The organism is Variovorax sp. CF313 (genome assembly GCF_000282635.1).
In the GTDB taxonomy this organism is placed as follows: Bacteria; Pseudomonadota; Gammaproteobacteria; order Burkholderiales; family Burkholderiaceae_C; genus Variovorax.
This window is the reverse complement of sequence record NZ_AKIW01000168.1, coordinates 1-13,923: the sequence shown is the minus strand read 5'-3', so window position 1 is coordinate 13,923 and position 13,923 is coordinate 1. Positions and strand designations below refer to the sequence as shown.

General features: G+C 69.0%; 9 protein-coding genes, 1 pseudogene and 1 riboswitch. Of the genes and pseudogenes, 1 reads left to right on the top strand and 9 read right to left on the bottom strand.

Going from position 1 to position 13,923, the window contains the following annotated elements; translation table 11 throughout:
- Positions 1–35 precede the first annotated feature (35 nt).
- From PMI12_RS27035 to PMI12_RS27005, 7 genes are all read right to left on the bottom strand, one after another.
- Positions 36–1,091 (bottom strand): ATP-binding protein, encoded by a 1,056-nt coding sequence (locus PMI12_RS27035; protein WP_007839116.1) that lies wholly within the window; start codon positions 1,089–1,091, stop codon positions 36–38.
- On the bottom strand, positions 1,088–4,909 hold the full coding sequence (gene cobN / locus PMI12_RS27030; RefSeq protein WP_007839115.1) for a cobaltochelatase subunit CobN: 3,822 nt from the start codon (positions 4,907–4,909) through the stop codon (positions 1,088–1,090). Before cobN ends, PMI12_RS27035 begins: the two co-directional genes overlap by 4 nt.
- A gap of 12 nt (positions 4,910–4,921) precedes the next feature.
- On the bottom strand, positions 4,922–5,989 hold the full coding sequence (cobW, locus tag PMI12_RS27025; protein WP_007839113.1) for a cobalamin biosynthesis protein CobW: 1,068 nt from the start codon (positions 5,987–5,989) through the stop codon (positions 4,922–4,924).
- 139 nt (positions 5,990–6,128) lie between these two features.
- A complete protein-coding gene (locus PMI12_RS27020) occupies positions 6,129–6,806 on the bottom strand; it encodes an energy-coupling factor ABC transporter permease (RefSeq protein ID WP_007839111.1) in 678 nt (225 codons plus the stop codon).
- Positions 6,807–6,879: 73 nt separating this feature from the next.
- Positions 6,880–8,403 (bottom strand): PepSY domain-containing protein, encoded by a 1,524-nt coding sequence (locus PMI12_RS27015; RefSeq protein ID WP_007839109.1) that lies wholly within the window; start codon positions 8,401–8,403, stop codon positions 6,880–6,882.
- Between the two features lie 11 nt (positions 8,404–8,414).
- Complete coding sequence (locus PMI12_RS27010; RefSeq protein ID WP_007839107.1) at positions 8,415–10,601, bottom strand: TonB-dependent receptor; 2,187 nt, start codon at positions 10,599–10,601, stop codon at positions 8,415–8,417.
- Positions 10,602–10,730: 129 nt separating this feature from the next.
- Positions 10,731–11,009: riboswitch (cobalamin riboswitch) on the bottom strand.
- Positions 11,010–11,096: 87 nt separating this feature from the next.
- Positions 11,097–11,318 (bottom strand): hypothetical protein, encoded by a 222-nt coding sequence (locus PMI12_RS27005; protein ID WP_007839105.1) that lies wholly within the window; start codon positions 11,316–11,318, stop codon positions 11,097–11,099.
- A gap of 154 nt (positions 11,319–11,472) precedes the next feature.
- Between PMI12_RS27005 and PMI12_RS27000 the strand changes: the two genes are divergently transcribed.
- A complete protein-coding gene (locus PMI12_RS27000) occupies positions 11,473–11,877 on the top strand; it encodes a hypothetical protein (RefSeq protein WP_007839104.1) in 405 nt (134 codons plus the stop codon).
- An 11-nt stretch (positions 11,878–11,888) separates the two neighbouring features.
- Here PMI12_RS27000 and ybaL read toward each other — a convergent pair whose 3' ends face one another.
- Both ybaL and PMI12_RS29050 read right to left on the bottom strand, forming a co-directional pair.
- Entirely contained in the window at positions 11,889–13,595 is a 1,707-nt protein-coding gene (gene ybaL, locus PMI12_RS26995; RefSeq protein WP_007839103.1) for a YbaL family putative K(+) efflux transporter, read from the bottom strand.
- A 173-nt stretch (positions 13,596–13,768) separates the two neighbouring features.
- Positions 13,769–13,923 (bottom strand): annotated as a pseudogene (locus PMI12_RS29050) (C4-dicarboxylate transporter DctA); the annotation flags it as partial.

The window sequence follows — 13,923 nt, the reverse complement described above, 5'->3', positions numbered from 1 at the left end:
CTGGCGTGCGCCAGTGGGTACGGCGTCCCGGAGGCTCAGGCTTTTTTTGACGCGGCCTGTGCAGGAGCGATCAGCGGTCGCAGCGGCTTCACGCGCTCGATGCCGACGGGCTCGGGCGGCATGGCGCCCCAGTCTTCATCGCCCGCACTGTTCGCGGCGTCGTTCGGATTCGCGTCGGGCATTGCGGAGCGAGGGGCTGCCGATGGCGCAGCCTCGGCTTCGGGCTTGCGCCGGTGCAGCAGCACGGCTTCGGCTACGCGCTGCACGTGGCCAGTGGTAATGGCGCTCGCACCGTCCCAGGCCGCGAGCGCGCGAGCGGAGCGCAGCATCACGAGATCGGCGCGCAAGCCATCGACGCCGGCTGCGATGCACAGCGCACCGACCGCCTCATGCACCGCATCGCCATACGGCAGCGCTGTCGCATCGGCCACGAGGGCGTGCGCACGGACCAATGCGGCCGCCAGTTCGGCTTGCGCCTTCGCATGCGTCGTGCGAAAGCCCTGCGGATCGGCATCAAAAGCCAGCCGCGCACGCACGATGGCCTGCCGCTCTGCGGCATCCTCGATGTTGCGCAGCTGCACGCACAGGCCGAAGCGGTCGAGCAGCTGCGGGCGCAGCGTGCCCTCTTCCGGGTTCATGGTGCCGACCAGCACGAAGCGCGCGGCATGCCGGTGGGAAATTCCGTCGCGCTCCACCACGTTGACGCCGCTGGCCGCCGCGTCGAGCAGCGAGTCGATCAGCGCGTCAGGCAGCAGGTTGATCTCGTCGACGTACAGCACGCCACCGTGCGCGCGCGCCAGCAGGCCGGGCGCGAACTTCAGTTCGTGGCCGGCCAGCGCCTGCCCGAGGTCGAGCGTGCCCACGAGGCTTTCAAGGCTCGCGCCCAGCGGCAGCGTGACAAAAGGCGCGCCCGGCAGCAGCTCTGCCAGCGCGCGCGCAGCGGTGGTCTTGGCGGTGCCGCGCGGCCCTTCGATCAGCACGCCGCCAAGGCCCGGATCGACTGCGGCCAGCAGCAGTGCCTGGCGCAGCTGCGGCTGGCCCGCGATCGCGGCAAAGGGAAAAGGCACCGGCATCGGGGCGGCAGTGGTCATCGCGAAAGTCCTTCCATCTGCTGCTCGTGGCCGAGAAGCAGGTTTTGCAATTGGTCCTTGTAGTCGCCGGGCGATTGCCACAGGCCGCGCTGCATGGCCTCGAGCAGGCGGCTGAGCATGTCGTGCAGCGCGCGCGGATTGTGCGCGTTCACGAAGTCGCGGGTGGCTTCGTCGAGCACGTAGGCGTCCGCCACCATCGCGTACTGGTGGTCGCCGACCACGCGCGCGGTGGCGTCGAAGCCGAACAGGTAGTCCACCGTCGCGGCCATTTCGAAGGCGCCCTTGTAGCCGTGGCGCTTCACTCCGTCGATCCACTTCGGGTTGACCACGCGCGCGCGGATGACGCGGCTGATTTCTTCCTTCAGCGTGCGCACGCGCGGCGCCTGCGGGTTGCCGTGGTCGCCGTGGTACATGGCCGGCTGCCGCCCGCTCAGGTGGCGCACGGCGGCGGCCATGCCGCCCTGGAACTGGTAGTAGTCGTTGGAGTCGAGCAGGTCGTGCTCGCGGCTGTCCTGGTTCTGCAGCACGACGTTCATCGCGCGCAGGCGGCGCACCAGCGCGCCGGTGGCGGGCACGCCGTCGCTGCCCTGGCCGTAGGCGTGGGCGCTGCCGCCGACGTAGGCGTTCGACAAATCGTCGTCGGTCTGCCAGTCGCCATGATCGAACAGCCGTTGCAGGCCGGAGCCGTAGCTGCCGGGCGCGGAGCCGAACACGCGCCAGCCCGCCTGCGTGCGGGCGGCCTCGGGCGCCACGCCCTGCGCTTCGAGCGCGGCGGCCTCGCTGAGGATGCGCGCGCGGATGGGGTTGCGCTCGGCGTCTTCGTCTTCCTGCGCGGCGACGGCCTGCACGGCCGCGTCGAACATCTGCACGGCATTGGGAAAAGCGTCGCGGAAGAAGCCCGAGATGCGCAGCGTCACGTCGATGCGCGGACGGCCGAGGCCGACCGTGGGCAGCACCTCGAAATCGACCACGCGCTGGCTGCCCGGCGCCCACTTCGGCCGCACGCCGATGAGGGCGAAGGCCTGCGCCAGATCGTCGCCGCCGGTGCGCATGGTGGCCGTGCCCCAGACCGAGAGGCCCAGCGCCACCGGGTAGTCGCCATGCTCCTGCAGGTGCCGCTCGACCAGCTGTGCGGCGGACTTGAGGCCGAGCATCCAGGCTGTGGGCGTGGGAATGGCACGGGTGTCGACCGCGTAGAAATTGCGCCCGGTGGGCAGCACATCGGGCCGGCCGCGCGATGGCGAGCCGCTCGGCCCCGGCGGAACGAAGCGGCCTTGCAGGGCGCGCGAAAGTTGCAGCAGCTCCTGCGCACCGCAGGCGTCGAGCGCGGGGGCGAGGTCTTGTTCGACGCGGCCCATCACCGCAGCGGTATGCGGCATGTCGGACGGACAGGTGTTGTCCTCCAGCAGGCGCTGCGCCAGCAGCTCCAGCCGCTCGCGCGTATCACCCTGATGCCGCCACGCATCGGTGCTCGCCGATTTCAGCAGCGCGGGACGCGCGCCCAGCCACGGTTGTGCCGCGTCGATGTCGAGCGGGTCAAACGCCTCGCCCGGCAACAGGTCTTGCGACAACGCGCCGAGCAGCCCGGCATTCGCGCCCGCACCGTCCGCAGCCGGATAGCGCGCCAGCGCCAGCAGCGTGTCGCGCCGCAGCCGCTCGCGCGGCGACGCGCCGAACACATGCAGCCCGTCGCGGATCTGCGTTTCCTTCAGCTCGCACAGGTAGGCATCCACGCGCGCCAACACCGCATCGTCTTCCGCGCCCGGCAGGCCGCCCAGCTCTTCGACCAGATGCTGCGCCCGCACCGCCGCGAGGATCTGCGCGCGCAGCACCTTCGCGCGGCGCGCATCGACCAGCAGCGCGTCGTAGTACTCGTCGACCTGCCGCTCCAGGTCCTGCATCGGCCCGTGGTTCTCGGCACGCGTGAGCGGCGGCATCAGGTGGTCGACGATGACCGCCTGCGTTCGCCGCTTGGCCTGCGCACCCTCGCCGGGGTCGTTGACGATGAAGGGGTACACGTTGGGCAGCGGCCCGAGGATCGCGTCGGGCCAGCAGGCCCGTGACAGCGCGATGCTCTTGCCCGGCAGCCATTCGAGGTTGCCGTGCTTGCCGACGTGCACGACCGCGTCGATGGCGAAGGCATCGCGCAGCCAGAAATAGAACGCGAGGTAGCTGTGCGGCGGCACCAGTTCGGCGTCGTGGTAGCTCGCGTAGTCGGCCATGTCCAAGGTACCCAGCGCGCGCGCGGGCTGGATGCCGACGAACACGCGGCCCAGCCGCAGGCCAGCGATCATGAAGCGATCGCGCCGCAGCATCGGGTCCTGCTCGGGCGGGCCCCAGCGTGCGTCGATGGCGTCGGCCATACCTCCAGGCAGCAACGCGAGCCGCGCACGGTACTCGGCCAGCCCGTAGCTCTGCCACGCCGGCCGCGCAGCCCACTGCGCGGGATCGTTCGCAATGCCTTCCTGCAGCTTGCGCATCAGCGCATCGCCGTCGGCGGGCATCGCGCCGGGTTCGCCCAACGCATAGCCCTCGGCCGCCATCGCCTGCAGGATCGCCATCACCGAAGCCGGCGTGTCGAGCCCCACACCGCTGCCGATACGGCCCTCGCTGCCCGGGTAGTTCGCAAGGATCAGCGCGATGCGCTTCTCGTCGGCGCGCAGGCTGCGCAGCCGGCACCAGCGGCGCGCCAGCTCGGCCACGAAGGCGATGCGGTCCGGCTCGGGCTGGTAGCTGACCACCTCGGTCTGCGTGAGTTCGCAGCGGTGCGACAAGCCCTTGAAGCTCACGGCGCGCGTGACGATGCGGCCGTCCATCTCGGGCAGCGCGATCTGCATGGCGATGTCGCGCGGACGCAGGCCCTGGCTGTCGGCCAGCCAGTCCTCGCGGTTGCCGCCGCTCACGATCACCTGCAGCACCGGCGCGTCGCCGGCCAGGGCCAGGGCTTCGCCATATTCATCCTGCGCGCCCTGCCCCAGCGCCGCGAAGGCCGTGGTGTTGAGCACCAGCTGCACGTCATGCTCGACACACAGCGCACGCAGCGTGGACAGGCACAGCGGGTCTTTCAGCGAATCGAGCGCCACCGGCAGCGGGTTGAGCCCCTCGGCGCTCAGCGCCGCTGCGAGCGCATCGAAGGCCGCCGTGTTGCCCGACAGCAGATGCGAGCGATAGAACACCAGCGCCACCACCGGCGCACCCGCATGCCAGCCGGCGCGCAGGTCGTCGATGCCGGCGACGGCATGCGCCGCGCCCATGCCCTGCGGCACATGCAGCGCGACCTGCGGCAAGCTGCGCGGCGGCAGCGGCGCTTCGCCATGGCCAAGGCCGTGGAAAGCCACCGCACGCAGGAACTGCATCGCATTGCCCGCTCCGCCGCTGCGCATGTACTGCCACAGCTGGCGGCTCACCGCGCGCGGCGCCGTGCTGCGCGCGAGCAGGTCTTCGTCTTCCTGCAGGTCGCCGGAGAACATGGCGAGCTGCTGGCCTTTGCGTTTGGCCAGCTTCTCGAGCTGCTGGAGTCCGTAGGCCCAGGCCGATTCCGCGCCCAGGTGGTCGACCACCACCACGCGCGCGTGCTGCAGCACCTCGTCGATGTACAGGTCGAGCGAGGCCGGCTGGCGCAGGTGCATCAGGTTGGCCAGCCGCAGCGACGGGTAGCCCGGGTCGGTGACCGCCAGCGCAGTGCGCGCGGCCGCGAGCAGCGCGAGCGTGGTGTCGGCCGAGCTGAGCACCACGATGTCGCCCGGCGTCTGGTCGAGGCGGGTGACGACGCTGTCGTCCTCGACGAAGCGTCCGGGCTGGGTGCTCAGCAGGTGCATCGGTTCAGGTGGTCAGGCGGCGACTGCGCTCACCTCTTCCAGCGTCTTGCGCAGCATCGCTTCGTCAAGGTCTTCGCCGATGAACACGAGGCGCGTGCGCTGCGCCTCGCCATCGCGCCAGCGGCGATCGAAGTGGTGGTCGAAGCGGCGGCCCACGCCCTGCACCAGCAGGCGCATCGGCTTGCCCGGAATGGCGACGAAGCCCTTCACGCGGTAGATGGTGTGCTGCTCGACCAGTTGGCCCAGCACAGCCAGCAGGCTGTCGCGGTCCACGGGCGGCAGCTCGATCACGAGCGAGTCGAACTCGTCGTGATCATGGTCTTCCTCATGGTCGTGGTGGCTCTCGCGCAGGTGGATGGTGGCTTCGGCCTCACGGCCCTGGCCCAGCAGCAACGCGAGCGGCAGCCTGCCCTCGGTGGCGGCGACGATCTTCACTTCGGGCGGCAACTCCTCGCGCACCAGCGCCTCGACCTTGGCCCGCGCGGCGTCGTCCATCAGGTCGGTCTTGTTGAGCACCACGAGGTCGGCGGCCGAAAGCTGGTCTTCGAACAGCTCATGCAGCGGCGATTCGTGGTCGAGGTTGGGGTCGGCGCGGCGCGCTTCGTCCACGGCCTGCGGGTTCTCGGCGAACTGGCCCGAGGCGGCGGCCGGGCCGTCGACCACCGTGACCACCGAATCCACAGTGAAGATGTTGGCGATGTCCGGCCACTGGAAGGCCTGCACCAGCGGCTTGGGCAGCGCGAGGCCGGAGGTCTCGATGAGCACCGCGTCGAGCTCGCCGCGGCGCTCGGCCAGCTGCTGCATCACGGGCAGGAACTCTTCCTGCACGGTGCAGCAGACGCAGCCGTTGGCCAGTTCGTAGAGCGCGCCCGCACGCTCGTTGCCTTCCTCGTCGCAGCCGATGCCGCAGCCGCGAAGAATCTCGCCGTCGATGCCGAGCTCGCCGAACTCGTTGACGATCACCGCGATGCGGCGGCCTTCCGCGTTGCCGAGGATATGGCGCAGCAGCGTGGTCTTGCCGCTGCCGAGGAAGCCGGTGACGATGGTGACGGGGATCTTGGCGTTGTTTGCTTGTGTCATGGATGTGTTCTTCGAGGCGCCGCTGGCAAGGGGATGGGTGAGCGAGAACCAGGCGCCCAGCGGCGCGCCTGCTTCGGATTTTTCCAGGGGATGCGCCGCTCCCCCGAGGCGTGCTCGAGGCAGTGGCGCCGGGCTTGGGTCAGACGCTGCTGTACAAGCGGCGCTCGACGAAGGCCGTCCCTTGCAAACGGCGCCAGCCCTTGGCGGCGGCCAGTACACCCAGGTCGACCAGCGGCTCGACAAGCACGACGGTCATGTAGGCCGCGCCGAAGCTGGCGATCTGGCCCAGGTTCTCGAGCCCGGTACCGCGTCCGTACAGCGCCCAGAAGCCGACCCAGACCACGATGCCGCCCTGGTAGGCCACCGAGAGCTTGAAGGCCTGCTGGTAGCCGATGTCCACGTAGGCCAGCTTTTCGGGAATGATCCGGCGGGCCAGCGCGGAAGTGGCGAACAGCGGCACCAGCAGCGTGGTGACGTTCATGCCGTACTGCGGCAGATCCTGCGGCTCGAAGAACAGGCCCTGCACGAGCAGCCCGCCCGCCAGCCCGATGGCCGCGGGCGCCAGCCCGAACACCAACAGCAGCGTGGTGCCCAGGATCAGGTGCACCTCGGACACGCCCACCGGATGGTGCGGGAACACCTCGAAGAAGCAGAACACCAGCGCCACCGCGATGACGGAACGCAGCACCAGCGCGGCGGGCCCGTCCTTCATGAGCATCTGGAACGCGACCTTGCCGGTGTAGGCAAGAGCGGCTGCCGCCGTCGCGTAGCTGAGGAAAATCTTGGATCCGTCGACGAGACCTGGTTCGATGTGCATCGAGCACCTCCTGAAATGCACCGCAGTGCGAAAGTTGATTGTTGGTGGATGGGCCGGCTCGCGCAAGCCCCTGTCATGAACGCCGAAGCACGCGCTGCGCTCCCGGCACGGCCGACGACCGAGGCTTGCGCAGCAATCGCCGCCAGCCGATCACCACGCCGCTGGCCGAGGCCACGGCGCCGATGATCGACAGCAGCCACATCACGATGTCCCAGGCCGGCCGGTACTGGATGAGCCAGGGAAAGTCGAGGCTGTGCGCCGCGTTGAAGAGCCAGCGGCGCAGGCGCGAATTGCTGTCGTTGCTGCCGACGACCTGCCCGCTCGCGGGGTTGATGTAGATCCAGCTGCGCGCCGAGTCGTCGAACTGAAGCCGCCATACGGGCACGATGCGCTCGCGGTGGTGGCCGTACCAATGGAAGTCTTCGCGGGTCTGGAGCGTGGCCTGCGTGGCGGCCGATCCGGGCCGCAGGCGTGGGGCGGCGCGCAGGATGTCTTCGCGGCTTATCGATGCAATCGCGCCAGTGGCAGCGTCGATCACGCGAACGTGGGCCTGCGCATCGCGCAGCTGCAGCAGCGGCTTGCCGTCGAACCACAACAGCACGGCTTCGCGCGGTGCGGCAGCGCCCTCGCCGGTCGGCAGCGAAGCCGGTGGCCATGGGAACGGCGATGTGCCGGCGCCCGTGTAGCGCGCCATCACCGCCGCATCGACCGGTCCGCGCTGGAACCAGCCATTGGGGTTCATCGACAGCCAGCCGCTGACGATCCACGTCAGCACGAAGAAGCCACCGATCAACCCCGCAATGTGGTGCCACGCCATCCAGCCGGTGTACGGCGTGACCGCGCCGTTGCGGAATCGCCGCCGCAAGCGCACCCGCAAGATGCCGATGACGATGCCCGTCACGGCCGAGACGATGCACGCCCCCGACAGCCACACCACCACGTCGTGCCACAGCGGCGGATCGGCGCGCAGCGGCGTGAAGTAGATCCAGTGCGGCACGCAGCCAAGCCAGTTCCACAAGCGTTCCGAGCGCGTGGTGTCGCGCACCACCTCGCCGTTGCGCGAGGACACATACAGCTCGGTGCCGGCCGCGTCGCCGACCTCGATGCGGTGCAGCGGGCGCAGCGGGTCCAGGCCTTGCGGCACGGTCCACTGGTCGCGCTCCAGCGTCTCGGCCCAGTGCGCACCGGCACGGCCCGAGAAAGCTCGCGCGATGGCCTGGGCCTGCGCGGCATCGACCGGGCCGGGCACATGGCCGTCGCGCGCCGAGACGGTGTGCCGGCCGCCGCGCGCATCGACGATGCGCCACACCGGTTCGGGGCTGTCGCCGCCCTGCATCTCCAGCACCATGCGCCGCGGCGGCTGGGATAGTCGATCGAGCGCGGCAGCGGGCGACACCGCCGCCTGCCCGAAGCGCAGCGGCGCGAGCCCCGCCAGCCGCTCTTCGTCCGTGAGGTTGGGATACCCCACGTACATCATCACCACGCCCGAGACGAACCACATGGCGAACAGCAGGCAGCCGCCGATGCCCAGCCATCGATGCGTCCAGTAGAGCCAGTGCCGAATTCGCGGCCAGGCGCGGCGCCATGCAGAGGTCATGAGGGCACTGCTCAGAAGTTGACCAGCGCCGACAGCTCGAACGAGCGCGGCCGCCCCAGCAGCCACTGGTTGCCGCCGTTCGAGAACGACACCGGATAGCGCCGGTCCGCCAGGTTGTAGGCGCGCAGCGCGAGCTTGAGCGACGGGTTCGCCTGCCAGCTCACGCCTGCGTCGGCCACCGTGTAGGAACCGATCTTGCGCGAGTTGGCCGTGTCGGCCTGGCGCGGGCCGACGTAGCGCACGCCGAACTCAGCCTCCCACTGCGGCATGAAGCGCCAGTTGAGCCACAGGTTGGCTGCCTCCTCGGGCACGCCTGTGGGCGTGTTGCCCGTGCGCGAGACCAGCGACTGGCCGACCAGCTCATTGAAGTCGTCGTAGCGCGCACGCAGCTTGGCGACGTTGGCTTCGAGCCTCAGCGTGGATGTCAATGCCAGGTCGAGCGTGGCCTCGACGCCTTCGGACGACTGCTTGCCGATCTGCTGGGTGATGGTCGGGTCGGTCGCGTCGCGCGAGAGCAGCTTGTTCTTCTCGATGCGATAGGCCGCCACCGTCCAGGCACCGCGGTTGTCGGCCAGCTGGCGCTTGTAGCCGACCTCGACCTGCTTGCCGGTGCTGAGGTCGAAGGCCGCCTGCGAAGTCGAGGTCGTGACCAACGAGCCCAGCGGATCGGCCGCGCGCGCCACCTGTGCATAGAAAGACTGCGACACATCGGGCGCATAGACCACGCCGAGTCGGCCGGTGGCGTACTCGAAGGTCTTGCCGAAGTTGTTGGCGGCGTTTCTCAGGTCGGTGCGCTCGATCTTCGCGTGGTCCCAGCGCAGGCTGCCCACCAGCGACCATTGCGGGTTGAAGGCCAGCTTGTCCTCGGCGAAGAAGGCGTAGGCGTTAGTCTTCGTCTTGTAGTCCGACTGATAGCGGACGGGCGAAGCGTAGTAGCCAGGGCTGAAGACGAAGGGATCGACCACCGAACGGCCGCCGTAGGGCGAATCGCTCGGCCGGGAAAAGTCGATGCGGTTCGCATCGAAGCCCACCAGCACCTGGTTGGCCAGGCCGAACAGACCATGCCTGAAGGTGGCGTCGGTGCGGTTGCCGATCTGCTCCTGGTCATGGCCGATCTCCAGGTAGTCGCCGCGCGTCACGCGCCGCGTGGCGGCGTTGTAGGTGTAGGTTTCGCTGTTGCGCCAGTGGCGCTTGCTCTCCAGCCGGTAGAGCTGGTTGCGCACGGTGACGGCATCGTTGGGCGTCCACTGCGCGTCGAGCCGGGTCCACTTGTCGCGGTACTTGATCTCGGCGTCGTCCACGTTGTAGTTCTGGCGCAGCGTCTGGTTGCCCAGGCGGCCGTCGATCAGCGGCACGCCGTAGTAGCGCTGCGGCGACTGGCTGCCTTCGTCGTGCGACAGCGTGAACTGCAGCTGCCGCGACACGTCGAGCCGCACGGCCGCGCCCACGGCGAGGCTCTCGGCCTCCCCGCGCTGCATGAAACCGTCGGTGGCGCGGTGGCTGATGTCGAAGCGGTACGAGAGCCTGTCGTCGATCGCCCCGCCGCTGCCGAAGGCCACCTGGCGGGTGGCGTCGGAGCCGAGCGTAACGAGCGCCTCGTTGCGGATCGGGCCGCGCGTGGGCTTCCTGGGCACCACGTTGATCGCGCCGCCGATGGCGCCCTCGCCGTACATCACCGAGGCCGCGCCGCGCAGCACCTCGATGCGATCGACCGACCAGGTGTCGAACGGAAAGGTGACGGTGCCCGCGCCCGCATACAGGCGCGTGCCGTCGAACAGCTGCATCACCGAGCCGTGGCCCGAGAAGCCGCGCGCGGCCATGGCGGTGCCGCCGTTGCCGGGGCCGGGCGAGCCGGTGATGCCGGTGGCGCGGGTAGCGGCGTCGATCACCGAGACGTCGCCGCGCGCGCGGATGGTGTCGCCCGTCAGCACCTCGATGCTGGCCGGCGTTTCCAGCGGCGTGAGGCCGAGGCGGCTGCCGGTGTACGAGGGTTCGTCGATGGCCAGCGGCGTGTGCCGCTCGGCCTCGACCTGCACCGGCCTCAAACCATGGCCGCTGCCGGCCGCTTCATCCGGCGATTGCGCGAAGCCGGCGGAAGGCCCGAAGGCCAGCCCCAAGCCCAATGAGAAACCCGAAAGGCGCGCCCAACGCAGCGGCGTACCCATGCAATCGCGCGCCGGCGATGCTTGCTGACCCATTTGATCTCTCCTGCGACCTGCGTCCCCGCAGGCTCCCGACCGATAGAGGAAGCAACGGAAGAGGCGAAGGGACTGCGGCGGTCCGCGCGAGCGCGAGGCGGCAGGCCCGGACACGCACTCCCGCAGCGTCCGAAGGCGGTTGCGAAGGCCGGTATCCGGGCTCGCGGAGCGCCGCGGTGTGCTGTGGGATTGCACACCGCGGCCGAAACCCTCGCCTTCCCACGCCGATGCGCAGTGGCTGCCCATGCCTGCGTGGAAGCAGGCATGGGCGTGAGGGTTTCCAGATCCGCCGACCGTTGCGGGGGCAGCGCAGGAATTGACGCGTCAAGATCGACGCAGCGCACCTGCTTCCCGTTTAACCCCGTGGCCATCACATGGCGTGCGGGGCACCTTCGAACCGTGTTGCCTGGCGCAAGTCAGTTAATAAGAACTGACACACCAGGGCGGGCGGGATTATAGGGAACGGCCTGCGGCAAGCCGCATTGCGCCAGAACTTCAGGCGGGCTTCCCGTCGGGTCCGAACAGCCGCCGCAGCACGGCCACGCCCGCCACCAGCGCATTCGAGTAGGTGGCGTAGGGATCCTGGGCGGCCTCCAGCGGCATGTAGACGTGGGAGGTTTCGCCCGGCGTGTCGTCGACCGCCTCCATCAGCACCCAATAGAACTCGCCCGCTTCCAGTTCATGGACGGTGAGTGCGACGTTTCTTGATAAGGACATGGAAATGGGCGTGACGGGATGGTCTGTCCTGAATGGGCGGGGAACGCATGCGGTTGACAGTGCTTTCGGGGTTCTCCTACAGAGCCCGACCCGCGCGCGGCCTAATGTTGTAGTCAGGGATCTTCGAAGAACCTCAAAAGAGCCAGGAGGCATCATGAAGCATTTCACTCTTGAACCGAACATGCGGTCGAGCATCGGCGGCGCCTTTTACCCGACCGGCTACTCGATGGTGATGTTTCCGAGCGCAGAAGATGCCAACCGCATCGGTCACCGCCTGATCGAAAAAGGCATGAGTGGGGACGAGGTCTACCTGCTTCCCGCGCAAACGGTGCTGGCCGAGATCACCCCGACCGTGAAAAGCTCCGACGATCCGTTGCCGTCCGCCGGCACCGATGCCGCGACCGTACGCGCCTTTACCAAGCTGGCGAACGAAGGCCACACCGGCCTGCTGGTCAGGACCCGCGACAGCGCGACGGCCGAACGCCTGATGGAACTGGTGCGCACGGTGCCCTATTCCATCGCCCAGCGATACCGCACGCTGGTCATCGAAGACCTCTGACGGCACGGGCGTCAAGCAGGCACGGCCATCGACACGGCCCGCTGGACCACGTCGCGCGCCATGGCCTGGGCCAGTTCCTGTTCGCCCAGGAACACGGTGGCGGAAGTCTCCTGCGTGAGCAGCCGGGCCTCCTGCTCGTTGTGGCTGCGGATCACGGTCTGGATGGTGGGGTTGAGCGTGCGGGCCGTCTCCATCATCTGTCGCACGTTCATGGCGTCGGGCGTGGCCACCACCAGCACGCGGGCACGCGCAATGTGCGCCTGGATCAGCACGGCCGGATCGGCCGCGTCGCCCCACACGGCCGGCGTACCGGCCTCGCGCAGCCTCTCGACCAGTTCGCGGTTCTGCTCGGCCACCACATACGGGATGTCGTGCGCGTCGAGTTCGGCCGCGATGCGGCGCCCCACGCGGCCGTAGCCCACGAGCACCACCTGCCGCGAGAGGTATTTCGCCTCGGTGGTCATGGGCAGTTCGGCCAGCGGGTCATCGCGCGATTCGAGTCCGCGCGCGAAGGAGGAATGGGCGTGCAGCCACTTCTGCATCGGCACGATCAGGCTGAACCACAGCGGGTTGGTGGCAATGGAGATCAGCGCGCCCGCCAGCACCAGGCTCTGCCCTTCCACCGGCAGCAGGCCCAGCGATACGCCCAGCCCGGCCAGGATGAACGAGAACTCGCCGATCTGCGCGAGGCTGGCGCTCACCGTGAGCGCGGTGCCCAGCGGGTATCGGAACACCAGCACCAGCGCGCAAGCCGCGAGCGACTTGCCCAGCACGATGACGAGCACCACCGCCAGCACCTGCAGCGGCCGCTCGATCAGCACCGAGGGATCGAACAGCATGCCGACCGACACGAAGAACAGCACTGCGAAGGCATCGCGCAGCGGCAACGACTCCTGCGCAGCGCGATGGGCGAACTGCGACTCGCGCATCACCATGCCGGCAAAGAAAGCACCCAGCGCGAAGGACACGCCGAACAGCGCCGCCGAGGCGAAGGCGATGCTCACGGCGGCGGCCACCACGCACAGCGTGAACAGTTCGCGCGAGCCGGTGCGCGCGACCTGCCAGAGGATCCACGGGAACACGCGCCGCCCGACCACCAGCATCAGCGCGACGAAACCGCCGACCTGCAGCAGCGTGAGGCCCAGCGTCTGCCACAGCGGATCGCCCGGCCCGGCCTGCGCGCTCTGGCCGCCCAGCGCGCCCGCCAGCGGCGGCAGCAGCACGAGCACCAGCACCATGGCCAGGTCTTCGACCACGAGCCAGCCGACGGCGATGCGGCCGGTGAAGGAATCGAGGATGCCCAGGCTTTCGAGTGCGCGCAGCAGCACGACGGTGCTGGCCACCGACAATGCCAGCCCGAACACCAGCGCCGCGCCGGGGCTCCAGCCCCACCACAGGGCGAGCCCGCCGCCGAGCAACGTGGCCACGGCGATCTGCGCGAGCGCACCGGGCAGCGCGATCTTGCGCACGGCCAGCAGGTCGTCGAGGGAAAAATGAAGGCCGACGCCGAACATCAGCAGCATCACGCCGATTTCGGCAAGCTGCGCGGCAATGCCTGCGTCGGCCACGAAGCCCGGTGTGAACGGGCCGATGATCACGCCGGCCAGCAGGTAGCCGACCAGCGCCGGCAGCCGCAGCCTGGCTGCCAGGAACCCGAGCACGAGCGCCAGCCCCAGGCCGGCGGCTATCGTGTTGATGAGGGAGACGCTGTGGGGCATCGCTGCATTCTGCAGGAACGATGTCTGGCCTTTTATTTCACACGGCCTTCTTTGAGGGGCTCTTTTTCGGACTCTTCTTCGGGGGGGCGTGCACAGGCCACCGGGTGCTCCCCTGCGCGAATGTCCCCCGTCGGCGTGAGCACCCCCGAATCACATATGCAAAAAGTTCAGCCTCAACCAGCCATCTTGCTGCTGCGCGCCGCGTCGAGCGCCTCGGGTTCCTGCGCCTCGACCCAGCTCTCGTTGTTGAGTCCAGCCTGCAGCCGTGTCTCGTCGAGCTCATGGGTCCACTTGGCCACCACGATGGTGGCGACGCCGTTGCCGATCA